This window comes from Lysinibacillus fusiformis, assembly GCF_002845985.1.
Lineage (GTDB): Bacteria > Bacillota > Bacilli > Bacillales_A > Planococcaceae > Lysinibacillus > Lysinibacillus fusiformis_D.
This window is the reverse complement of the sequence record NZ_PDFK01000001.1, coordinates 281,731-305,444: the sequence shown is the minus strand read 5'-3', so window position 1 is coordinate 305,444 and position 23,714 is coordinate 281,731. Positions and strand designations below refer to the sequence as shown.

Genomic DNA, 23,714 nt, shown 5'->3' with positions numbered 1-23,714 from the left:
AAAAGAGGAGGAGGTTTATATGGTACTTATTAATTATTTTTTCATGTGTTTGATTTTTGGAACGACTTTTTTAGCGATTAAAATTGGTGTTGATGCAGGAATGCCTCCGTTTTTATCAGCTGGCCTCCGTTTTTTTATTGCCGGTTTACTGCTATTTAGTTTTATGGTTTGGAGAGAAAGAACGACAATACGGGTGTTATTTCGTAAAGAGATGTTTTTTACAGGAGTGGGCTTAACCTTTGGGACGTTTGCCACATTATATTGGGCAGAACAGTATGTGACATCAGGGATTGCAGCTGTCTTATCTGCTACAGGTCCAATGATGATCATTATTATACAGACATTCCTATTGAAGCAAAAAGGAAATCGAAAATCATTTATTGGTTGTGTTGTCGGAGTCATTGGTGTTACGTTCTTGATCTTACCTAGCCTTTCAATTGAGATTAGTCCCTTCTGGATGGTTGGTTGTTTTGCCATAATACTAGGGGAAGTTTTTTATGCATCTGGAACCATTTATACGAAACATGTCATCCGAAAATTTGAAACGACATCTCCAATTGCTTTAAATGCAGCGCAAATGATGCATGGTGGGATTTTATTAATCGTTTTGTCACTTTTTACTGAGAACATTCAGCTTCATTATCTTTTAAGCCCAGCTTCAATTGGCTCTCTTCTTTATTTAATTATTTTTGGTTCAATGATCGGCCATAGCATTTATTATTGGCTTGTTTCCCGAACGAATCCTGTTTTTCCTTCTACATGGCTGTATATCTCACCAGTCATTGCCGTTACATTAGGTGTGACCCTCTATCATGAATATATTTCTTGGCTAACAGGCATAGGTACTCTGACGATTATTGCTGGAACGGTTCTAGTCAATTTCGAAACATTGAGGGAGTTGCTTTGGCGCAATAGGACTATGCTTCAGGATGTGAAAAATTAATATAGCTTGAATAAGAGAGGTAAGAAATTCTATTATTCTACATTGATTAAATCAAATTTAAAAGGAGAATGAAGCTATGAAAATTTCTAAGGGAGTAGAGATTCTGGCTCTTGAATTTAATGGGAACATCATTCATCCAACACTTTTATGGGATCAGGAAATGGCTGTTTTAATAGACACTGGATTCCCAGGTCAAATGGAAGATTTGCGCGTAGCAATGGATAAGGTAGGCATGTCGTTCGATAACCTAAAGGTTGTGATTTTGACACATCAGGATATAGATCATATAGGCAGCCTCCCGGAAATAGTGCGAAATTGTGGAAGTAATATAAAAGTCTATGCGCACGAACTAGATAAGCCTTATATCCAGGGGGATTTACCACTTTTGAAAGACGCGCACATAGCGAATCCACCCAAGGGGAAAGTGGATGTGGCCTTGAAAGACGGTCAAGAACTACCGTATTGTGGCGGAATTCGAGTGATCCATACTCCAGGGCACACGCCTGGCCATATCAGCTTATATTTAAAGCAAAATAAAACACTTGTTGCTGGAGATTCGATGTATAGTGTAAACGGTACACTGGGAGGAATTCATGTTCCAACTACTTTGGATATAAAGGTCGCTCGTCAATCTTTGAAGAAATATTTAGACTTAGACATTGAATCTGTAGTTTGTTACCACGGAGGATTATGTAACGTAAATATTAAAGAGCAGATTCAAAAATTTTACAAATAATGATCTCTTTTTTTGAGGAACTATTGCTAAGTGTAAATGGAAGTCTGTTTTATTGTTAGCCAGCTCATGTTATAATGAAGAGCTTAAGATGATTAAGACCTTTTTATAACGGATGCCAAGAAAAGCCTCCGCAAAATGAAAAATATGGAGGTGTAAGAGAATGAATAAGCGTTGGACGATTAGTGAAATTCAAAAGTTTGTTGAGAATAATTCGGAAAGTAAGTTGCTAACGACTGAATATCATGGTTTTTCTCAAAAGTTATTATTTAAATGTGCATGTGGAAGTAACTTTGAAAAAACATTTACGAAATTTAAAAATAAACATCAACGAAAATGTGATGTATGCCAACCGCCAAAAGAGTCACGCTAAATGTATTGCCAATTTTCACTAAAGAGAAATAGACTTTTTCTATGTGACTGATAGAAGAAAATGTTGATTAAAATCACTTTACTCTTATAGGTAAGGTGATTTTTTTGCCTAGGATTACTACTGAAAAAGATGGTAAAGTAACATACTTAAGCAAATACAGAATAAAACATCACCAATTTAACCTTCTGTATTAATGAAATATCATGGATAGAAGCCAAACCCTTGATACATCTGGGTTTGGCTTTTTTAATATTTCCAAAATTTTTCTTTTTTCACTGAAAAACTCGGTTTGTAAACCATTATTGCCGAAAAAAAGATTGTAAAATAACAATCAGTGATTTATATTGGAGATTATGATTTTTTTTCAAAATCTCAAAATCATAATCGAAATTTAATTTATATACAAGTTTTAAGAGGGAAGTGAATTAGCAAAATGTATCTTTATCCCCTATTAGTCATTATTGCAGCTAGTAGTTTTGGAATCGTTTCAACTATCATAAAACTGGCAATGCGTAGTGGCTTTTCTGTATCAGAGGCAGTGACAAGTCAGTTTTTTGTCGGCTTCTGTATAGCAGTATGTATCAGCTTAGTTACAAACAGGTCAAAATTTAGCTTTAAAGGTGTTAAAATCCTTCTATTTGCAGGTATCTTAACTGGGTTAACAAATATTTTATATGGTCATTCTTTGAACTTTTTGCCAGCTTCCTTGGCAGTAGTACTACTGTTTCAATTTACATGGATCGGTATGTTGATCTCTTGTATTACAAAACGGCAATTTCCAAGCAGAATTGAATTAATCTCTTTAATTATATTGGTAGCTGGAACCATACCAGCTGCTGGAATAATTGATGTTGATTTATCCCAAATACCTTTGCAGGGATGGTTATGGGGATTAGCAGCTGCTCTTTGTTACTCTTTATTTTTATATGTGAACGGTAAGGCAACTGCAAGTATGACAACCTCTAACCGTTTAGTATTGGTTTCTTTCTTTGCTTTTATGATTACGGCGGCTTTTCAGTCTCCAGAAATTATTTGGAATGGTACTTTGTTTAATGAGGGGCTTTGGATTTATGGATTGGCATTAGGGTTATTTGGCATGATTATCCCCGTTTTCTTATTCACTATTGCAGTTCCTAAAGTTGGATTAGGTATGTCCTCTATATTGAGTGCTGTTGAATTGCCAATCGCCGTGATGGTATCTGTTATCCTATTAAGCGAAACGGTTACCATTTTGCAAATAGCAGGTATCGTCACGATCGTTGTCGGTATAAGCTTACCAACATTGCTAGATAAAGATGGATTGTTAAGTAGCGTCAAAACTAAGTACAAAAAATCCAGCAAAGAAGTAGCGAAAGGGTCTTCGATTTGAAGATCCTTTTTTCATGACAATCAAGCAATGTGATAACAATTCGGTTTTCTGATACGAATTTAACGTCCTCCTTAGTAGATTCAATTACACCTTTTATGCAACGCTGTAAATTTTTTTGTTCATACTCCGTTCATATTGTTGTCATAAGCAGTACACCTTCGTTGTATAAGCTATCCTTAACGGTTTATGAAAGTAGCCGGAATCCACTTAGAGATAACGAAAGGGAGGTGTGGCACGAGAGCAATGGAGAAAACGGTGATCGCTTACCGTTCTATACTATCGTGCAAACATAATGAAAAAAATGATCCTCATTTTAAGTAAATTAATAGCAGTTTTTGCTGTAGCCATCATACTTTTTTTAGCGATTGTTTTCCTAGTGAATATTGTCTGCTCTAAAATAGAGCAAGGAAAAATAGAAACTTATGGGCAGTCTGTAGCAGTGGACGGGAAAACGATGAATGTCTTCATTCAAGGAGAAGGCGAAGAAACCGTTGTGCTTTTACCTGGTTATGGAACAGCGGCACCAGCACTTGATTTTAAATTTCTAGTAGATGAATTATCTCCATTTTACAAAGTGGTTGTCATCGAGCCTTTTGGTTATGGGTTAAGTGATCTAACTGAAAAAGAACGTAGCACAGAGAATATTGTTAGTGAAATACATGAAGCTTTACAGCGTCTTCATATTGAACGTTATATTTTGATGGGTCACTCCATTTCAGGCCTTTACGGATTGGATTATGTGAACAAATATCCAGAAGAGGTGAGTGCATTTGTCGGGCTTGATAGCAGTGTTCCAACGATAAGCGAGAAAAAGATTGATTCTTCTATAATAAGAACTATAAAACTACTTAAAAAATCGGGTTTAGCGAGATTGCAAGTAAAGCTAGGGGATGACCCATACGCCGTACTACCATATGATGATAAAACAAAAGAACAATTGAGAATTCTTAAACACAAAAACATGTATAACCCAAGCCAGTTAAATGAAGCTGAAATGATGTATGAAAATTTTAAAGCAGCTGAAAATAAATCCTTCCCAAAAAATCTCCCTATGATTTTCTTTATACAAGAAAATCATCCAGTAACTGACAGATGGATACCAGAGCATAAAAAACAAATAGAAGATTCTATAAATGGGAAAGTGATGACATTTGAAGGGGATCATTATTTATATCGTACCAAAGCAAAAGAAATCGTTGAAGGCTTCAGAGAATTTATGAAGGAAGTACAGTGAAGGTACTGAGAAAGATCCTTTATTTTATCTTATATTAATGGTCAGTAAGCACCTATCTCGATTGGGGAAATTAGGGTGAGCCAACTAAGTGCCTCCGATCAAGTGTAATATATTTGTTGTAGTTAATTATTTTGTGCGTATGAACAGCCAGTATCTATTTTGAAGCCAATTAAATAAAGTTCTTGAAATGAATAACCAGGCGCTCATATGAGTACCTGGCCTTTTTTATGCAGTATTAGAAGTGTTCAAAAAGGTTCTGAAAGGCGTAACGATAACGCTGAAACCATCATCAGGCGGCTCATGGCAAAAATCATGGGGAACAGCTCTGTAATGACATAAATAGCGCTAACCAACTACTTACTTAATAGAGTATGGGTTTACTTTTATACTGTATCTAGTACAACTTGATTATGTTTAGATCTCTGAACGGAAGTTGTTACCTAGCTTGCTTCCCAGACCAAAATAATGCCGAAAATTATAAATAAGTGGGCTCCATTTATTTGGATCAATATGATTTTCTTCAATAATAATTTCCTCATGAGCATGTACATGTATCGTTTGTGTCTCAACAATTGCAAAAGTAGGAGAATAATCTGGGATACGAATATGTTTTACCTTTGCCTCGATTTGAATGGGACACTCCATAATCCGAGTAGGAATGACCGTTGTAGAATTAATAGGTGTGAATCCACAAATATCAAATTTCTCTTTTCTATATGTAAAACCAATTTGTTTCTTAAAATCTGGAACTGTTTTTTTTCCTGTGTAAGGAGCTAACTGCTCCACATTTTCCCATAGAGAGGGGTCAGGAATATTAATGACACATTCAGGATGTCGTTCTAAATTTTCTATTGCTTTTCCACCAAGGCCAATACCTAAGACAATACAGTCTCCTAATGCCCAAGAAGATGACAAAGGGCTAATATTCACTGTTCCATCCTCATTTAATGTACTCAGTAAAATTACAGGAAATCCATAATATAAAATTTTAGGATTTATCATTTTTGTATTTGGTATTTGCTTTATTATTGTCATTTTAAGTTCCTCCTACTAAATATTTTCGCTGTCATAACTCATTGTAAAATATAAAGATTTCGATAAGCATCGAAGTGTTGATTACAAAATAATTACTTCAACAAAAGAATATGGAGGAAAGGTAAAGTTTAAAGTTCTTCATTTCGTCTCCTTGATATTTCTAAATTTTTTATGCCAATTTCCTTGACTTCATAAGAAAAATATGGAAATATATAAATAAACCGTTGGTCGGTTTATTTATAGGAGGTTTATGATGGCAAGGACAAATAAAAACTATGAACATAAAAAAAACGACATTTTAATTCGAATTTGGGAGGTTCTTCTGCAATATGGTTATGAAAAAATGACACTTCCGATAATCATAAAGGAATTGGGCATATCAAGAGGAGCCTTTTATCATTATTTTCAGTCAAAAGAAGAATGTGTAGATGAAGCTGTTAAATTGTTTGTTGAAAATGCGGTAGTGGAAATAAAGACGATGGATAATAAGACATTATCCGCAGATGTAAGACTTAAAATGGCAGTTCAAAATAGTATTTCTCTTTTTCATCAAAATAAAGAGCAAGATCGAATGATGAATCAACCTGAAAATGCTGTATTCCATCAAAAACTGATGATAGGTCTAACTAAATATCTTGCTCCGTATTTTGCAGAAATCATTGAACAGGGAGTGGAGGAAAAAATTTTTTACACAAATTATCCCTTAGAAATAGCTGAAATGTTATTGACACTATCAAATTTTTATTTAGATAAAGATTTATTTCATTGGGATCCAGAAACCATTCCATATAAAATAACAGCCTATGAAGAATTGATCAATAAAGGTTTAGGAACAACTGATAATATTGGCTTTTTTACTAACTAAAAAGGAGATTGGTAAATGGAAGCTGTTTTAAAATTACAAAATATAAGCAAAAAATTTAATGATTTTGATACAGTTTTACAAGAAATTAACCTTTCATTTTTTGCCCATACGTTTAATGTGATACTCGGACAAAGTGGTTGTGGGAAATCAACACTCATCAATATCATGTCAGGACTAATGAAGCCAACAAGAGGAAATGTTTATTATAAAGATTTAGATATTTCTCATGCGGAACAAAAAGAGATGATTCAATTCAGACGCTATAATTTCAGTAATATTTTCCAAGACTATTTACTATTGTCGGAATTAACGGTACGGGAGAATATTGAATTAGGGAAAACAGGGAATGCTCAAGATTTAGAATTCCGTGAACTTATAGCAAGGCTAGGGATCGAAACATTAGCAGATCGATTTCCCAATGAATTATCTGGTGGTCAGCAACAACGAGTTTCTATCGCACGTGCAATGATTAAAAATCCTGAAATTTTGTTTTGTGATGAAGCAACAGGAGCATTGGATGAGCATAACAGCAAACAAGTTGTGGACTATTTAAAGGAATTAAATAAAACCTATGGTACACTCATTATTTTTTCTACACATAACCTCAAAATTTCCACAGTTGCAGACCGTATTATTGTCATGAAGGACGGTCTTATTGAGGACGATTATTTAAATACTTCTCCACGGAGATTCTATAATGAGTAGTGTGTTTAAACAAATTTTCAAGAGTTTACTATGTGAAAAAGCGACTATGTCTGTGTTATTTTTTCTGAGCTGTTTAGGCTCATTTATGTACTTTTTTGTTCAAGTATCTATAGATGGGAATCTAAAACATTTGGCTTACAATAAAGCAAATGGGATATTAATTAATAGCTCGCAAAAAGAGCTATTGATTGCATTGCATTCTAATCAAATTTTAGCAGCTACTTTTTTAATCATTTTTTCTGTAATTGCAGCCTTTGCATTTTATATGTTTTTTTTAAAATATTACCGTAATCATCTGAAAGAAATTGGTTGCTATAAGGCTTTCGGATGTTCAAATAAACAAATAATCGCAGTTATGTTTTTCATTAATAGTAGTCTTTCTTTTATTGCCTTTATAGTAGGCTTCATATTGGGATGGATTTGCTCAGATGTATTATTACAATTATATCGTTCATCTTTTGATATTGAATCACTTCAAAAGGGAATTTTCCCTTCAAATTTAGCAATAGGTTTCCTATTTATTGTTGTATTATCGGGAATCATGGCAATAGTGCCATACTATAAGTTTTTAAAATTTGATATTTCCTCATTATTATGTAATTTCCCTGAAGAACACCAAAATAAATGGATAGTTTTCATTAGCAATAAACTATCCAATGCAGTTCCAATCAAATATCGGCGCTCATTTCGCATAGCTTTACGTAAGCCATTAGCAGTGTCTTTACTATTCCTGTCAGTAGGCTGTTTTACAGTTTTATGGATTATGAGCATGTCACTTCATTTCAGCAGTCAATATATTTATGAAACCCAGACACTTGGTAGGTCCTATAAATATGATATTCAGTTTGAAAATTATCAGCCGTATCATCCACTAGAAGAAGATAGTACTTTCTATTTAAGAAGTAATGTGAAGATTTCATGGAAAGGAAATGAAATTAATCAACAAGCAATAGGATTTCATAAAAAACCAAATTTGTTTCAATTTTATACATTAGATCACAAGGAGCTTTTCTTACCTAAAGAAAAAGAGGTGTATATAAATGAAGCTTTATCTGAACTCTATGGAATACGACAAAATGATTATATTGAAGTAAATATTAAACATAAAATCTATAAACTAAAAGTTGCTGCTATTGTGGGAAATGCAGAGAATAAGACTATTTATCTTTCAGAACCGCAATTAGCAAGTATGTTATCCATAAAAGAGTCAAGCTATAACGGAATACTTTCAAACACTGTTCCTAAACAGTATGAGAATAAATCAATAATAACAGAAAAGGAACGTTTAGCTTATTTACAAAAAAATAATGTTTCAAATAAAATAAGTGCAGTGATAAATCAACTATTAGGATGTATGATTGGCTGTTTGCTTCTTTATCTTGTCATACTGCTAAATTTTCAAGATTGCACAAGAAATATTCTTATTTTAAATATGTTAGGGTATTCTGCAAAGTCCATTAACAAAATGTTAATCAGTATTTATAAACCTCTTTTAAATGTGGCATTTATCATTATGGTTTCATTAAGTGTTATAGTTTGTCAGTTCATACAAAAAAGCCTCTCGATAAAAACGGGTGATTATATACCGTTTCAAACGAATTTGTTTATAATTGGCGGTATATGGTTGTTGCTAAATCTACTTTATCATCTTATCCACTGTAGATTTAATAATAAAATTGAAAAAATTCAAAATGCAGAACAGACTAAAAAATACATCCTTTAACACCAACATAAGTAAAATGATGTGACTATTAAGGAGATAGCAAACGAAGATGTTTTGAATGTAAAGAAATGCACCTCAAGGAACAGTGCATGGTAGTTGAAGATGCTGTTTGTTTTATCTTTCGTACGAGGGAAACTAAGGAATACAACATTAATTTTATGAACAGGGTAAATCATATTACTATATGAATAACTTCTTCTACTGGTAGAAATCTAAAGAGAATTCAATCACCATTTGATTATGAACGGTGGGGATTATTTAATGCTTATACAGTAAGCGATTTCGAAAGAATGGATGACAGAAATGAGCGAACTAACTGTATCATCTTTGTTTAAATGTGAGCATTCACCATATCCTAAGGGGTGCTTGAAAAGATGTATAAAATAGTGGTTGTAAAGTACAATAAGATGGGATACTCATAAGCTAAATTTCATTACGTGAGTTATCTACTATTTTCTTCATTCAATATAATTCTGTCTCTCTAATTTAGAAGGGTTAAATACGATGTTTAAAAATAAAAGGATTACATTAAAAACGAAAATACTAGGGTTAATTAGTTCCCTTATACTTCTCATTATTACGCTGCTTGCAAGTGTCTTTGCTTATTTACAAGCAGTAGATACTAGAAATCAAGTAGAACAATTAGCATTACAAGCGGCAAAATCGATTTCACTTATGCCTGAATTAAGAGATGCAATTGAACAAGAGGACTTAGAAACTCAATTTCGTCCTATCGCTGAGCAAGTGATAGATCAGGTAAACGCAGCAAATATTATCATTGAAAATCGTGATAAGATCATTTATTCTCATGTAGAAAATGATATTGAGGAAAGTGGTTTAGATGATACCAATGATCTAGCACTGCTATTTGGAGGCTCAAATATTTTTGAAGTTGAGCGAAGCAGTGGCTCCGTTATTATTGGGAAAGTGCCAATAATGGCCGACTATGGTGATTTCCAGCGCATAATTGGAGTCGTTTCGGTAGAGTTTTTGGAAACAGACATTTATCGAAATATTATTAGTAGAATTAAGACCATTGTCATTGCCTCTATTGTGATACTAATGCTCGGTATCATAGGTGGTATTTTTCTAACAAAAAGTATTAGAAAGGATACCTTAGGTTTAGAACCACACGAGATTTCATCGCTATACCTAGAAAGAAGCGCAATTCTTTTGTCTATTAAAGAAGGAATTCTTGCGATTGATCAAAATGGATTGTTAACATTAATCAATCATTCGGCTAAGAAAATGATGAATCTTAATGAAGAAAGATTAATTGGTCAGCATATCAATGACGTTCTAAAGAATTCAAAAATTGAAGAGGTTTTGCAAACAGGAAAAATGATGCACAATGTTGAGATTCTCTTGAATGATATCGTTTTTATCTTTAACGTTATTCCTATTATAAAAAACAATCAAATTATGGGGGCTGTATCTAGTTTCCGTGATAAGACTGAATTAAAGAATTTAATCAATACTATATCAGAGGTTAGGGCTTATTCAGAAGGCTTACGAGCGCAAACCCACGAATACACCAATAAATTATATTTAATATCTGGTTTGCTCCAATTAGAACGATATAAGGATGCTTTTGATTTTATTCAAAAGGAGTCAATCACCTATCAACATAGAAATCAAATATTATTTAATCAAATTCATGATGCTAATGTGCAAGCAATTTTGTTAGGGAAACTAGGGAAAGCTTCTGAAAAGAAAATAACATTAGAAATTGATCCTGATAGTCATGTCGATCCTTTGCCAAGCAATATTGAGGTAACAGATATTATTACAATTATCGGAAATCTCATTGATAATGCCTTTGATGCGGTCGCTAATCAACAAAGTAAGAAGGTATTGTTTTCAATTACTGGCTTTGGTAATGACATCATAATAGAAGTAACAGACAACGGAAAAGGGCTGTCTGAGGAACAAATAGATACCATATTCACTTTGGGCTATTCTTCTAAAGGGGAGAATAGGGGGTATGGCTTATTCAATGTTAAACGAATTGTGGAGTCATTAAGGGGCACAATTGAAGTGCATAATGATAAGAGTGGAGGAGCCATTTTTACAGTATACCTGCCAAAAAGGGCTTTCATATGAGGAGAGAAGTAAAGTGATAAAAGTTGTGATTGCAGAGGATGACTTTCGAATTGCACAAATACAAGAGGGATTTTTGAAGAGAGTATCTGATGTAAGCTTGGTTGGGAAGGCGTTAAATGCTAAAGAAACATTGAACCTGCTTGAGCAAGAAGAAGTTGATTTACTTCTATTAGATATTTATATGCCCGATGAGCTTGGAACTGATTTACTTCAGAAAATAAGGGGAGACTATCCAAATGTAGATATTATTATGGTTACGGCAGCAACTGAAAAAGCTATGCTAGAAAAGGCTATGCGTTTTGGCGTTTTCCACTATCTTTTAAAGCCGGTAACAATGGAAAAGTTTATTGAAATCATCGAGGAATATAAAAGGAAAAAAGAGCTCTTTAATAGTAGGGATGAAATCGATCAGTCAATTATTGATAGTTTCTTTGGCACTTCTGTCCAAACTGTGATGAATCAAAAGGACCTTCCTTCAGGGGTGGATCGTTTAACCTTGCAAAAAGTCAAAGAAATAATGTTTGAGCTTAAAGGTGGCGTTTCAATTGAGGAAATGGGGGAAAAGATGGGGGCATCTAGAACAACGGCAAGAAGATACCTAGAGTATTTGGTTTCAATCAACGTCTGTACAGCTAAACATGATTATGGAATTGTCGGAAGACCTGAAAGGAAGTATTACCTAATATGACAAAACACTGTAAATTTATGATAAAGGTCTAACGAATGAAGAAGAAACAACTCATGTTATTCCTACTGTTCATGATAATTCTCTTTACTTGCTCTACAAATGAATTTAAAATCGAGGAACCAATCACAAAAGAGGTAACGATTATTGCACCTAGCTCAATTGGTGGGGGATGGGATGTAACAGCTAGGGCTATGCAAGATATATTGATAAGTGAAAATTTGATGAATCAGAATATTTCTGTTATTAATAAAGTCGGTGTTGGCGGGGAATTAGGCTGGAAATATACAAAGGATCAAACAGATTCAGTAATAGCCATTAATTCAAGTCTACTTATCACTAATTATTTATTGGGTCAAAGTAAATTAACGTATAAAGACTTTACACCAATTGCCACCTTAGCGACTGAATGGGAAGTTACCATTGTTTCAAAAGGTTCGAAAATATCCAGTGCTAAACAGTTAATGGACGATCTCAAGAAAGATCCGCATGCTTATAAAATCGGTGTTTCCCCAAGGCTTGGAAATGATGATCAACTTTCCTTTGTATTAGCTAGTCAACAGGTTGGGCTGAAAACGGAACAGCTCGACTTTTATGTTTATGAAAATAGTGAACAAGTGGTGGAGGCATTATTAAAAAAACAAATCGATGTTGCCACGATGTCTTTATCAGAGGCGAAAAAATATGCTGAATCAAATCAAATAAAATTACTAGTGATTTCTTCTGAAAAAAGATTAAAGGAGTTACCAGAGGTTCCGACATGGGCTGAGCAAGGAATTGATTTAGTTTTTGAACATTGGCGTGGAGTGATGGGGCCTCCGAACATGTCAAATGCTGAAATTGAATTTTGGGATGCAACAATCGAAAAAATGGTGAAGACTGAGAAATGGAAGAAAACGCTTCAAATGTATATGTGGAATGATTTTTATAAAAATAGAAGAGAAACGATTATTTTTCTAGAAAATCAAAGTAGGATGTATGAACAATTAATGGGTATTCATATGGATTCGTAAATAAAGGGGCCGCTACATCTTAAAAGTAGCGGTCCCTTGTACTTAGTACTAGCTTAATGATAAGCCGATAGGAATACACAGTGGTGTTTGATCAACAGGATTTTCAATAATACAGCAATCAAGTCCAAATGCTTCTCTAATCATGCTTTTGGTAAATACTTTTTCAGGCGGCCCCTCTTGAAAAATTTTTCCTTTAACAATGCTAATAAGGTGGTCAGCATATTGTGCTGCCTGATTTAAATCATGTAAAACCATAACAATTGTTCGACCATGAGTTACGTTTAAATTGCGTAACAATTCTAGTATTTCAATTTGATGAGCCAAATCTAAATAGGTTGTTGGTTCATCTAATAATAAAAGATCTGTGTCTTGTGCTAAAGCCATTGAAATCCAAGCCCTTTGCCTTTGCCCTCCAGATAGCTCATCCAATGTACGATCTACAAAATCGGTCATTTTGGTGGCCATTAACGCACGGTTTACAATCGCATCATCTTCCAGCGTTTGTCTAGACAATAAACCTTTATGTGGATGTCTACCATAATAACAAAGATCTTTAACAGTTATATCTTCCGGAGCTTCTGGACCTTGAGGTAAAATAGCCAATTTCTTTGCAATTTCTTTAGAAGATTGCTGATGAATGGCTTTTCCATCTAAATAGACTATTCCTTCTTGAGGTGTTAATAATCTAGCTAAGGAGCGCAAAATAGTTGATTTGCCGCAACCATTCGACCCAATAATAACACTAATCTTACCTTCAGGAATGACTAAATTTATATCATCAAGGATTTGAGTTGATCCATAGGACAGTGAAAGATGCTCGGCTGATAATGTTGTCATAAATGTTCACCTTTCTTATGCTTTTTTTCGTTCAGCACGTAATAAATATAAAAAATATGGTGCACCAATCACTGCTGTAATGATACCAGCAGGTATTTCTATTGGAGGAAATAGACCTCTACCTAGGCTATCAGCGACTAAGAGAAGGATAGCACCGAAGAGCGCAGAAGCAGGAAGTAAAACGTTAAATTTAGATCCTACAATTCTTCTGGCAATATGAGGAGCGATTAAACCAATAAATCCGATAGAACCTACTGTGGCAACACATACGCCAATTAAAATAACGGAAACGCTTAGTAAAATATATCGCAAAAATTTTGAGCGTTCTCCAAGACCTGTAGCTATATCATCACCAAGGCTCAAAATATCTAATTTAGCAGTTAATCCAAATAGTATTGGGATAAGAATGAGGCATGGCAGCAAAAGATACACTTGGTCCCATCCTCTTGCCCAAAGACTTCCAGTCAACCATAAAAGAGTCATGCTTACATCATCTGGAAACTTAATCATTAAATATTCTATCCCTGCTTGACATATTGCTCCTAAAGCTATTCCCACTAAAGCCAACGTATTTGGCTGAGCACCTTTTTTATAAACAAACAGCATTAGAATGGCAGCAATGATAGCTGCTCCAATAAAAGCTGAAAGGGGAAGAAAAATAATAGGTGACGTTGGGAATAGAACAATGATGATAACGGCTGCTAAACCAGCCCCTTTCGTAACGCCGATTACATCTGGAGAGGCTAATGGATTACGGAGAATTCCTTGCAAAATTGCTCCAGCTGTTGCTAGTCCAGCTCCTACGATGATAGCGATTATAATACGGGGAATACGATAATTGTTTAGTATAAATCTTTGACTTTGTGTTCCTTCCCCAATTAAATTGTGAATGATTTCTGATGGTGTAATGTAAATAGCTCCTAAACCTAGACTTACTATTGATAAAATGAAGATGATGATTAAAAGCACAGGGAGAATAAGCTTAGGATGAAAATATTGTTTTTGCCTAAACTGTTGTCTATTATTCATTGTTTAATATGCCTTCCTTTCCTTGCTAAATAAAGGAAGAATGGTGCCCCAATGATTGCTGTAACTATTCCAACTGGCGATTCAAAAGGGTAAGCGATAAATCGAGCGAGAATATCTGCGTAAACTAAAAGTATAGCCCCAAAAAGTGCAGAGAATGGAATGATTCTTTGATAATCTCCTCCTAGCACTCTCCTAACAATATGAGGAACAATTAATCCTACAAAGCCTATTGGACCTGCGACAGCTACAGAAGAGCCAGCCAAAATAATGACCAGTATGCCAGCTAGAATACGGATGCGATTTACTTGTTGTCCGAGACCTTGGGCAGTGCTTTCTCCTAGGACAAGTATAGAAATAGATCGAGAAAGTAATAAGGCAATGAATAGCCCAGAAATAGACCATGGAAGAATGATCATAATATGTGTCCATGATTTTCCATTAATTGACCCCACTAGCCAATACAGAACATCCTTTGCCTGCTCACTAAAAATAATGATTCCTTGAGTTAAAGAGGACAAAAGAAAATGTACGGCCATTCCAGCTAACGCCAGTTTTACATGAGTCATTCCCCCTCCGGAAGCAAAGGAATAGACTGTTATTCCTCCTATTGCTGCCCCGATAAAAGCAGAGAAAACAAGCGATGGGGAAGAGAGAGAAGGAAAGAGGGCGAAAGCAGTGACAATAAACAATGAAGCACCTGCATTCACACCAAATACTTGTGGGGAAGCTAATGAATTTCGAGTAATCGCCTGCATAAGAGCACCTGCTACGGCTAAATTAGCACCAACTAATGCTCCGATGATAGCTCGGGGCAATCGAAGGGTCTGAATAATTAATTGATCTTTTGATGGATTGGTTTCGAAGAAGGACTTCAAAACCATTAATAGATCGACATCTGCTACCCCTACATAGACACTAATGATAATTCCTAAAATCAATAAAATGATTGCAGTTATTGCTGTACTATATATTTTTACTTTACCTTTAACTATAGATTCCATTAACTACAACACACTTTCTTACAAAAGATAAGACTTACTAGAAAGAGAAGTAAGTAGAATACTTTACTTACTCCTCTTTTATTTATTTTATTTTTCATTCAGCTTTGTTAATGTGTCTTTAGCAATTGCTTCTGCTGAAATAATGCCTCGGAATCTTGTCCATAAATCTCTATCAACACTATAAATCTGTTCATTTTTTACTGCTTTTAAGTCTTTCCAAAGTGGATTTTCCTTCCATTCATCAGTAAGCAGTTTACCTTCATTATTAGCTAAAAGTAGTACATCTGGATTGATTTCTACAAGTTGTTCCAGACTCATTTCAACATAAGGTTGTTCGTTCTGAATGGCCACCTTCAGACCTAATTGTTCAAGCAATTCTCCATCATAAGAAGAAGTAGTATGTGCTTGAAATGATGTATCTCGTACAACCGCAGGTAAAACAGTTAGATTCGAATCATGGCTTAGCTTTGAATTAATTTCGTTTATAATTTGTTTATGTTCATTTAATCTCTTTTCAGCAGCTTCCTTTTGATCTAATGTTTCTGCAATTGTTTTAAAAGAGTCCAAATTATCCTGGTATGTCGATTCACGACTTTTTAAGACAATTGTAGGAGCTATTTGCTGCAAGTCTTTGTAAATAGCACTGTGTCGTTCAGCATCTGCAATGATTAAATCTGGCTGTAAAGAGCTAATAACCTCTAAGTTAGGCTGTTCACGAGTCCCTACAGATGTATAATCTATGTCACGACCAACAAGCTTGGCAATCATATCCTTTTTATTATCATCCGCAATTCCTATAGGCTTGATTCCTAAAGTATTTAAAGAATCAACAAAAGATAGCTCTAGAGTAACTATCTTTTGAGGAGTGTTAGTAATAATAGTTTCTCCCATCTCGTGTTTAATTGTTCTACTATTAGATTCTTTTGCTTCCGTAGAAGTTTGTTCCTTTTTCTCTGTTTCTGTATTTTTTTGAGTAGCATTGCATCCAGTTAAAACCATCATGACTGTTAATAGGAGCAATAGCGTTATACCACTCAATTTCCCTAACTTAGTAAATCCTTGCATTAGTCTAATCATTCCTCTCTGGTAATATAAATGAAAATGATAATCATTAACAGGGATTATAATAGAATGTTCAATGCGGAGGGTCAATATAAAGAAAGTTATGTGACATAAAATTAATAGGAGTAAAAAGTTCATTTTGAACATTTTGTTCATAGCGGGTGACTAAGTTGAATATTCGCTTCGATAACATCGGGAAAGTGAGGGGAATAAACAGATATTTTATTTTCACCACCTACATACTTCCTTTAAATTCATACGAATAGATACGATTTTTTTGACATACAAAAATCCCCTTTAAGTTTCAACGTATTGTAGTTTTTTTACGTTCTAATGAAAGGGGATAATATCATGTCCTCAACAGGGTGAAGGTGATCTTTTTATTTTTTAGCTCCTTCATCCTTTATGAAAACATTTATATTAAATTTTTTAATTGAATTTTCAGTAATGGAGTTTAATTCATCTACAGTCCATGATTGGGGCTTGAAACGATAAGCTTTTTCTGAGAAATTGAAGACATCAGTGTTTATTTCCAGCCCTTTATTAAATGTACTTTGAAACTGTGATAAAATAATATTTTTAATATCATTTTCAATTGTTTCTTTTCCAATATTTTTTGGATTTTCTCTGATAGAAGCTTTTATTTCTAAATTAAGTATATATTTAGGAATCGAATTATCCACAATTTCTATATGATAATCTATATTATCAATAAACATCGAAACAGACTTATCCTTTATTGATAATTTCATGTTTTTAAAATCCTTATTAAACCAATCTAACCCTGATAGTTCTTCTTCCTTTATCCAGCCATTGAATTTTTGATGTGAAAGAAAATAGGCACCACTTATTTTTAATATATCTTTAGATGTATTATCCTCCATCCAATAATCTTCACTAATCTGTATGGAAGGAACCATTATTGATCCAACTGGTTCATAATATCTTTTAATCATGTCTTGTACAGTACTGGTGGAGATGAACGAATTAAAGAATAATTGTTCATTTGGATCATAAGGAAATGTTAAGATAGGTGGTTTATAAAAGAGACCATGTACATTCATTATCTCTTTAATATCATCATCTTCAAATCCATAGGCTAAAGTATTGTAACGTAAATAGTAATCCCTACTAAAAAAATCAAAAAATTCATCTAAATGTCCATCCAATATATTTTTGGAAATAAAGAAAGTTTGTATATGTCCATAATACAAAGGGTTAACCGAATTCTTTTCTATATCATCGATTGCTCCCTGTATTGTTTCACCTTCTCCATGTCCAACAACAATTGGAGCAGGCTCAGATGAAATGCCAGGATCTGAGCCCGCAACATTCGTAAATCCGAAAGCTTGAAAATATAAATGATACACATCATTAGAATAATCTATACCAAGAGCGGTAATATAAACTTCACTTTGTATTTCCTTCGTGCCTAAACAACCGCCTAGCATAAATAATAAAGGAAAAATGAATGTTATTTTGAATATGCAAGTATAGTAATGGGCCAATTATAATCTCCCTTCTGCTGAAAAAGCAGTCAGTCTTTTATTTTAATTCTAAATGGCATTTTTAAAAAACCTTTAATAAGATTGGGTATACTTACTTTGTAAAATGTAGAAAGGTAAGGATGCCCGAAACTTTCTAATGATGAGATATATGTTAAGAAAAATAAGACGCTTAAAACAAAGCCATACATTCCAAAAAAGGAGGCAATTACTAATGTAGCAACTCTTATTAAAAATACATTTCCTAGTATATTTTGATTAATTAATGTATAGCTAGATATAACAGTAAGTGCTCCAATTACTAATGTTGATGGTGATGTAAATCCTGCTCTTATGGCAGCATCACCAACTATTAAGCCTCCTAAAACTGCAACAGTTTGACCTACAGCTTTAGGTAAACGTATGCCCGCTTCTCGAAAGAGGTCAAAAAAAACGAGCATAATAAGAATTTCGAACGAAGAAGAGACGGGTAGTCCAATTTTAGATGCAGATATTGAAACTAGTAAGGGAAAGGGTAACTGGTTAAGTTGATGGACAGTTAATGCAATCCAAAACCCAGGTAAAAATATACTTGTTAATAAAGAGGTAATCCTTAAAATTCGTGAAAAACTCACAAATAAAAAATTAGTTTGATCATCTTCCGGGGCTTTCAAAATAAGTAGTAAATTTGCGGGTCCAATTAAACAGCTTGGACTTCCATCTACCAATATGACAAAACGGCCCTTATTGAGAGAACTTACTACAAAATCGGGTCTTCCTGAATAATCAAGGAGAGGGAAGAGGGTCAACTTATCATAAAGTAATTCTTCAATATGATAACTACTTGCAATATTATCTACTTTTATTTTATTTAGTTTGTTTTGTACATTCTTTAAAGTGGTCTGATCAATATTGTTCTCAATGTAGAGCAATAAAACTTTTGTTTTACTTATATCACCAATTGTAAACTGGTCACTTGATAAATTTTTACTTTTTAATCTCATTCTTATTAAAGAAAAATTGGTATCTATATTTTCAATAAACCCGTCTCTGGGTCCTCTTAATGAGACTTCCATATTTGATTCTTCAATGGATCGTTCAGGTAGTTTAGCTAAATTGGTTGAATATAAGCTGTTTGATGGAACATGAAAAAAATATAAAAAACCTGAGAAAATTTTGCTATTTATTTCATCTGTCTTCGTTCTGAACTCTTTTCTCTCCTGTACTTCTAAATAGCGATTTATAATTTCGACATCGTGTAAATGGCCTTGTTCAGCCAAAAATCTAATATTTGGTAATAATGAATTCAAAAAAAGTACACTATCAATTAAACTATGGCAATAGATAAATATAACTTCATGTTTTTCGTTATTAAACATATAGAATTTACTACTTACCGTTATATCTGATTGGTGACTTAATTCTTTATAAAAAAAATCCCTATTTTCAGTCAAGATTATGAACTCCCTTTTGCTTTTTTTCTAATACGTAGAAAACAGTCATAAATAAGAATAAAAATACAAAAATAGAAAGGAGATAAGTGCTTTTTATAAATGACAAAAAATCAGAAACAGACCAAGGAATTAATAATCCTATTGTTAAACATAGATAACAAATGAATAATATTAATTTTCGGTTTTTAAAAAAGGAAGATACAATATACATAAATAAACATATGCGAATAAAAGCCACTGATAATATTTGGAGAACAGATAAAGAATCCAATCTTGTAAAGTACTTACCAAATGATAAAACCCTCCATTGCTCGTTTAGAGGAAAGAGCATTTTCTGGGTTATATAAATGCCGAATTCAGATATAGCAGTCGCAATGGAAATAAAAACCAATATGACAAATACAATAGAAAAAACGAGTATTCCTTTTCTTTTCATTCTCTCTTTTACATAACCATTTAAAACAATTAAAATAAAACCCATTTCTAAAATACCAATACATATGTATAATATTCCCCATAAAATGGACGGAGTATTACTTGTATATACTGGTAACAATAGTTCATATTCATTGTTCATTGAGTTCCCTAAGTTGAGGAGTACAAACAAAAAAATGTAGAGTGAACAAATAATTATGGACTGGATAGCTATGGTTTTGATCCCTTTTAAGGAACCATAAAAGCATAATAATATAAATAAAATAACTGTTATAAAATATGGATAATCAGAGTTAAAACTTTCATCTGCCCAAATAATTGTAAACTTGAGTGAGACGAAAGTGGATGAAATAAAATAAACTATATATGAAGTAATGATGAATAAATAGAGTGGTCTGCTAGTCTGGACAGATGTTAATTCAAGAAATGAAGTATTATTTGTTGTAATTCTAGAAATAAACAAGGCAAAAAAGAATATTGGGATTACACTAGCTAATGCACTTATCCATGCTTCACGTTCGACCACTGTGAAAATTGTGGGAATTAAAACGAAATGTGCTAAAAAACTAACTGATAAGAATAACAAACAATATACATGTATTGGTTGTAAAACTTTGTTCATTTTATCTTAAACCCCCTCCTAACAATACTCCCCATGTTTGTTGTCATCTAATCTAAATAGACTTCTTTTTATTATTAACACACATGAACCCCGTTATAGCTCTAGCTCAAAATTTCACTCTCTTCATGGAAGTTAAAATGAGGCATTGCATAAATAATTAATCTAACAATGATGCTACTAATTATCAAAGCAAGTTAAAAAACTATCAAAAGTAGATTTTGATTTATTTTATATAACTGCTAAGATTTAACTAAATTAAAGCCTTTTTTAACAGTGCGAAACTGAGAAAAGGTTTATAAATTATAAAAAAATTACATAGATTATAAAATTTAATGAATATTTTTATGATTTAAATGAAAAGGGGGACTTTTTCAATTTGCTTAAGAAGAATATGATCATTTTAGAAAACAATCTTTATTTGAAAATGGGTTTAGTGAAAATACTGGAAAGTGATTACAATATTTATTCAGACATTGACTTATCAAAAAATCTTTATGATTTAATGAAACATTACAAGCCAGATATTATTGTCATTAATGATCTAAGTAAAAATAACCTAAAACATGTAAAACGGATTCGATCCGAATATCCTAATACATATGTTGTTATTCTTACTTCAATTATTTTAGAGGACGAGATTCATGAGGCTTTGTTAGCTGGCGTCTCAGGTTATGTTTTATATAATATAAAATCAAAAGAATTAAGAAAGGCAATGGATTTAATTTCCGAAGGTGAATACTACTTTAATAGTTCGACAATGACCATTTTTATAAAAAGTTATTTAAAACTTTTTGATTCGAAGGAAATCATATCTCATCTTTTTACAAAGCGTGAATATGTCATTTTGCTCATGCTTGCAGAAGGTAAAAATATACAAGAGATTAGTCAAACACTCAATATCTCGGAAAAATCGATTAATATAAATATTAATAAAATTTATAATAAATTATCAGTGAAGACTCGTATTCAAGCAATAGATAAAGCAGTTAAAAACAGGTGGATTCCTTATAATTTAGCTATATCTAATTTATATGTAAATTATAATAAAAAACGTACATTACTATAATAAAAGAAATCCGAATATTATTTATATTCGGATAATTTTGTTTTATTGGGGAATACTCCCTTTTAAGCAGCTAGCTCATTTTCTTTTAACTGATTTGTATCTACATAAAGCCTTTGACACCAAAATCGTTAATTGCCATAACGAAATTTCTTATATTACAAATACTTCTTTTTTCTTATATCTAATTATCAAATTATGCTTCATTTGAAACAAATGTTGATTTTGAAGACATGTGAATAGATGTTATGGTATTTGTTAATTAGAGATAAAGAGGTACCTAACATAGGTATTTTTGATTATTTCGAATGAATTTAATAGGGATTCTTTGCTCGATAGGTTTTAAAAAAAGTGCAATAAACCATAATGTAGTTACCAGTTCTATATATGCGTATTTTCGGCGTATTGATAGACAAATTAGTAAGAAATAGAGGTGAGAGTATGTACAATTTTTTAGATCGTTTCACTTTACAAAAGGTGCAATTATTAGATCATATCCATAATGAAAAACGTTTCTTTTCTAGTCAGGAGTTGGCTAAAAAAATGGATTTATCTGAAAGAACCATCTTAAAAATAGTAACAGAACTCTCAGGTGATTTACAAAAATTTGATGAAGCTACTTTTTTAAAAGAAATTAAACATAAGCAATTTAAATTAGATTGTAAAGATTATTTTTCAATTAAAGCAATAGAAAGATATTACTTACAAAATTCTTTAGCATATAAAATCTTTAATGATATTTTCTACAATAAATTAGTCGATTTTAATATGTTTATTATAGAGAATTTTACAAGTCAAGCTTCTATATATCGCCAAATTAATAAGATTAAACCTTTATTAAAAGAATTTCAATTAAAATATACATCTCAGGATTTTATTACACTTGAAGGATCTGAAAAACAATTTCGCTATTTCTATTATTTATTCTATTGGAATTCATGTTGGGGAGAAATTTGGCCTTTCACAGGAATATCTAGAGAAGAAATATTAGAAGTAATTAAGGGGTATAATCGAGAACTTCCAATATCTGTTTTATATTTGCTGGCGATTTGCTTAATACGAGCTAAAATGGGTTTTGTCATAGAAGAAGACGCAGCATATACAAGATACACAGAACATCATTATCAATATGAAAAGTTTTCACAAACATTTAGTTCTTTATTTAAAAAATTCACAGCCCTTAATGATGAAGCAATAGAAAAAGAGATAAAGTTTTCATTTTCATTTCTAGAATCTCAACATCGTTATGAGAAAAATGAAAGTACAATAAGTTTAATGATGAATTTTGCTCAATACCATAATCAAGAATTATTTGTGCAAGCTACTTTGTATTGGATGGAGAAATTCAGGGAGTTTTTTTCTATTACTTTAGATATAGAGGAATATGGCGTATTGTTTGTAAACTTACTTAACCTTCATTATTATACGTTGAATTTTTCTGGTCCTGCATTTCTATTTAAAGAGGATCTTTATAAAAAGAGATTTGATAGTCATGCCACTATACAAATTGAAATTATGAATCAATTTTATGATTATCTCTTAGAGAATGAAGCATTTTATAAGATTTTTGAACGTAGGGAGCTTTTAATTGGTAGATATCATCGATTACTAAAACAATCAATCGACGTACTTAAAAGAAGCACAATAAAGGTAAAAATATACTCTGTGATAAATGATGTTCCTTATTTATTTGATAAGGTCAAACGCGTTTTTTCGCATGTTGATTATTGCACAAAAGATGAAGAAGCGGAATTGATAATCACTGATCGCCTATACTTAAATATTGCTAAAGATAAAGAAGATATTTTTGTGTGGAATTCTATACCTGAAAGGGAGGATTTTTTCAGACTAGGTAAAAGGCTTCAAAAAATTTATTTTACTAAAGAACAACAGCCAGACCAACTACTTTTAAAAACATTATTAAGTCAAGTATAGAGTGGGGGAGT

The 23,714-nt window shown here is 32.7% G+C and carries 21 protein-coding genes; 13 read left to right on the top strand and 8 right to left on the bottom strand.

The window, feature by feature from the left end:
• Positions 1-19 precede the first annotated feature (19 nt).
• The 5 genes from CRI88_RS01580 (at position 20) to CRI88_RS01560 (ending at position 4,652) form a co-directional block, all read left to right on the top strand.
• Positions 20-943 (top strand): DMT family transporter, encoded by a 924-nt coding sequence (locus tag CRI88_RS01580; protein WP_089932122.1) that lies wholly within the window; start codon positions 20-22, stop codon positions 941-943.
• 76 nt (positions 944-1,019) lie between these two features.
• Entirely contained in the window at positions 1,020-1,679 is a 660-nt protein-coding gene (locus CRI88_RS01575; protein WP_101966356.1) for an MBL fold metallo-hydrolase, read from the top strand.
• A 160-nt stretch (positions 1,680-1,839) separates the two neighbouring features.
• Positions 1,840-2,049 (top strand): hypothetical protein, encoded by a 210-nt coding sequence (locus tag CRI88_RS01570; protein WP_058843320.1) that lies wholly within the window; start codon positions 1,840-1,842, stop codon positions 2,047-2,049.
• Between the two features lie 433 nt (positions 2,050-2,482).
• Positions 2,483-3,418, top strand: coding sequence for an EamA family transporter (locus tag CRI88_RS01565; protein ID WP_058843321.1), 936 nt, complete (start codon positions 2,483-2,485; stop codon positions 3,416-3,418).
• A gap of 292 nt (positions 3,419-3,710) precedes the next feature.
• The gene (locus CRI88_RS01560) at positions 3,711-4,652 is read left to right on the top strand and encodes an alpha/beta fold hydrolase (protein ID WP_180957769.1); all 942 of its coding nucleotides are present in this window, start codon (positions 3,711-3,713) and stop codon (positions 4,650-4,652) included.
• A 414-nt stretch (positions 4,653-5,066) separates the two neighbouring features.
• Here the strand turns inward: CRI88_RS01560 and CRI88_RS01555 are convergent, their stop codons facing one another.
• Positions 5,067-5,687, bottom strand: coding sequence for a flavin reductase family protein (locus CRI88_RS01555; RefSeq protein ID WP_089932129.1), 621 nt, complete (start codon positions 5,685-5,687; stop codon positions 5,067-5,069).
• 250 nt (positions 5,688-5,937) lie between these two features.
• On the opposite strand from CRI88_RS01555, the gene CRI88_RS01550 reads away from it, so the two are divergent.
• The 6 genes from CRI88_RS01550 to CRI88_RS01525 all read left to right on the top strand — a co-directional run bounded on the left by CRI88_RS01550 (position 5,938) and on the right by CRI88_RS01525 (position 12,781).
• Complete coding sequence (locus CRI88_RS01550; protein WP_257982862.1) at positions 5,938-6,552, top strand: TetR/AcrR family transcriptional regulator; 615 nt, start codon at positions 5,938-5,940, stop codon at positions 6,550-6,552.
• Between the two features lie 15 nt (positions 6,553-6,567).
• On the top strand, positions 6,568-7,257 hold the full coding sequence (locus CRI88_RS01545) for an ABC transporter ATP-binding protein (RefSeq protein ID WP_058843325.1): 690 nt from the start codon (positions 6,568-6,570) through the stop codon (positions 7,255-7,257).
• Positions 7,250-8,980, top strand: a complete 1,731-nt coding sequence (locus tag CRI88_RS01540) for an FtsX-like permease family protein (RefSeq protein ID WP_058843326.1) — start codon at positions 7,250-7,252, stop codon at positions 8,978-8,980. Before CRI88_RS01545 ends, CRI88_RS01540 begins: the two co-directional genes overlap by 8 nt.
• Before the next feature lie 504 nt (positions 8,981-9,484).
• Positions 9,485-11,083: an ATP-binding protein gene (locus CRI88_RS01535; RefSeq protein WP_036124914.1), complete on the top strand. Its 1,599-nt coding sequence runs from the start codon at positions 9,485-9,487 to the stop codon at positions 11,081-11,083.
• Between the two features lie 13 nt (positions 11,084-11,096).
• Complete coding sequence (locus CRI88_RS01530; RefSeq protein WP_058843327.1) at positions 11,097-11,771, top strand: response regulator; 675 nt, start codon at positions 11,097-11,099, stop codon at positions 11,769-11,771.
• A 35-nt stretch (positions 11,772-11,806) separates the two neighbouring features.
• Positions 11,807-12,781 carry a tripartite tricarboxylate transporter substrate binding protein gene (locus CRI88_RS01525; RefSeq protein WP_036124911.1) on the top strand — a complete coding sequence of 325 codons (975 nt, stop codon included), beginning with the start codon at positions 11,807-11,809 and terminating at the stop codon, positions 12,779-12,781.
• 48 nt (positions 12,782-12,829) lie between these two features.
• Here CRI88_RS01525 and CRI88_RS01520 read toward each other — a convergent pair whose 3' ends face one another.
• The 7 genes from CRI88_RS01520 to CRI88_RS01490 all read right to left on the bottom strand — a co-directional run bounded on the left by CRI88_RS01520 (position 12,830) and on the right by CRI88_RS01490 (position 20,705).
• Positions 12,830-13,618, bottom strand: coding sequence for an ABC transporter ATP-binding protein (locus tag CRI88_RS01520; protein WP_036124909.1), 789 nt, complete (start codon positions 13,616-13,618; stop codon positions 12,830-12,832).
• A 15-nt stretch (positions 13,619-13,633) separates the two neighbouring features.
• Positions 13,634-14,647 (bottom strand): FecCD family ABC transporter permease, encoded by a 1,014-nt coding sequence (locus CRI88_RS01515; protein ID WP_058843329.1) that lies wholly within the window; start codon positions 14,645-14,647, stop codon positions 13,634-13,636.
• The gene (locus CRI88_RS01510) at positions 14,644-15,648 is read right to left on the bottom strand and encodes a FecCD family ABC transporter permease (protein ID WP_101966354.1); all 1,005 of its coding nucleotides are present in this window, start codon (positions 15,646-15,648) and stop codon (positions 14,644-14,646) included. The genes CRI88_RS01515 and CRI88_RS01510 overlap by 4 nt, the downstream gene beginning before the upstream one ends.
• An 87-nt stretch (positions 15,649-15,735) precedes the next feature.
• Positions 15,736-16,725 (bottom strand): ABC transporter substrate-binding protein, encoded by a 990-nt coding sequence (locus tag CRI88_RS01505; RefSeq protein WP_369802717.1) that lies wholly within the window; start codon positions 16,723-16,725, stop codon positions 15,736-15,738.
• 365 nt (positions 16,726-17,090) lie between these two features.
• Entirely contained in the window at positions 17,091-18,218 is a 1,128-nt protein-coding gene (locus tag CRI88_RS01500; RefSeq protein WP_089932132.1) for a Ger(x)C family spore germination protein, read from the bottom strand.
• 29 nt (positions 18,219-18,247) lie between these two features.
• Entirely contained in the window at positions 18,248-19,648 is a 1,401-nt protein-coding gene (locus CRI88_RS01495; protein ID WP_089932134.1) for a spore germination protein, read from the bottom strand.
• Positions 19,641-20,705, bottom strand: a complete 1,065-nt coding sequence (locus CRI88_RS01490) for a GerAB/ArcD/ProY family transporter (RefSeq protein WP_058843334.1) — start codon at positions 20,703-20,705, stop codon at positions 19,641-19,643. The genes CRI88_RS01495 and CRI88_RS01490 overlap by 8 nt, the downstream gene beginning before the upstream one ends.
• Before the next feature lie 391 nt (positions 20,706-21,096).
• Here CRI88_RS01490 and CRI88_RS01485 point away from each other — a divergent pair, with 391 nt between their 5' ends.
• Together CRI88_RS01485 and CRI88_RS01480 are read left to right on the top strand one after the other, a co-directional pair.
• Positions 21,097-21,771 (top strand): response regulator transcription factor, encoded by a 675-nt coding sequence (locus CRI88_RS01485; RefSeq protein ID WP_180957768.1) that lies wholly within the window; start codon positions 21,097-21,099, stop codon positions 21,769-21,771.
• A gap of 438 nt (positions 21,772-22,209) precedes the next feature.
• Complete coding sequence (locus CRI88_RS01480) at positions 22,210-23,703, top strand: helix-turn-helix domain-containing protein (protein ID WP_058843336.1); 1,494 nt, start codon at positions 22,210-22,212, stop codon at positions 23,701-23,703.
• Positions 23,704-23,714: the final 11 nt, after the last annotated feature.

Coding starts and splice junctions, on each gene's coding strand:
- CRI88_RS01580 (WP_089932122.1), top strand. CDS start 20: ATGGTACTTATTAATTATTTTTTCATGTGTTTGATTTTTGGAACGACT.
- CRI88_RS01575 (WP_101966356.1), top strand. CDS start 1,020: ATGAAAATTTCTAAGGGAGTAGAGATTCTGGCTCTTGAATTTAATGGG.
- CRI88_RS01570 (WP_058843320.1), top strand. CDS start 1,840: ATGAATAAGCGTTGGACGATTAGTGAAATTCAAAAGTTTGTTGAGAAT.
- CRI88_RS01565 (WP_058843321.1), top strand. CDS start 2,483: ATGTATCTTTATCCCCTATTAGTCATTATTGCAGCTAGTAGTTTTGGA.
- CRI88_RS01560 (WP_180957769.1), top strand. CDS start 3,711: ATGAAAAAAATGATCCTCATTTTAAGTAAATTAATAGCAGTTTTTGCT.
- CRI88_RS01555 (WP_089932129.1), bottom strand. CDS start 5,687: ATGACAATAATAAAGCAAATACCAAATACAAAAATGATAAATCCTAAA.
- CRI88_RS01550 (WP_257982862.1), top strand. CDS start 5,938: ATGATGGCAAGGACAAATAAAAACTATGAACATAAAAAAAACGACATT.
- CRI88_RS01545 (WP_058843325.1), top strand. CDS start 6,568: ATGGAAGCTGTTTTAAAATTACAAAATATAAGCAAAAAATTTAATGAT.
- CRI88_RS01540 (WP_058843326.1), top strand. CDS start 7,250: ATGAGTAGTGTGTTTAAACAAATTTTCAAGAGTTTACTATGTGAAAAA.
- CRI88_RS01535 (WP_036124914.1), top strand. CDS start 9,485: ATGTTTAAAAATAAAAGGATTACATTAAAAACGAAAATACTAGGGTTA.
- CRI88_RS01525 (WP_036124911.1), top strand. CDS start 11,807: ATGAAGAAGAAACAACTCATGTTATTCCTACTGTTCATGATAATTCTC.
- CRI88_RS01520 (WP_036124909.1), bottom strand. CDS start 13,618: ATGACAACATTATCAGCCGAGCATCTTTCACTGTCCTATGGATCAACT.
- CRI88_RS01515 (WP_058843329.1), bottom strand. CDS start 14,647: ATGAATAATAGACAACAGTTTAGGCAAAAACAATATTTTCATCCTAAG.
- CRI88_RS01510 (WP_101966354.1), bottom strand. CDS start 15,648: ATGGAATCTATAGTTAAAGGTAAAGTAAAAATATATAGTACAGCAATA.
- CRI88_RS01505 (WP_369802717.1), bottom strand. CDS start 16,725: ATGATTAGACTAATGCAAGGATTTACTAAGTTAGGGAAATTGAGTGGT.
- CRI88_RS01490 (WP_058843334.1), bottom strand. CDS start 20,705: ATGAACAAAGTTTTACAACCAATACATGTATATTGTTTGTTATTCTTA.
- CRI88_RS01485 (WP_180957768.1), top strand. CDS start 21,097: ATGATCATTTTAGAAAACAATCTTTATTTGAAAATGGGTTTAGTGAAA.
- CRI88_RS01480 (WP_058843336.1), top strand. CDS start 22,210: ATGTACAATTTTTTAGATCGTTTCACTTTACAAAAGGTGCAATTATTA.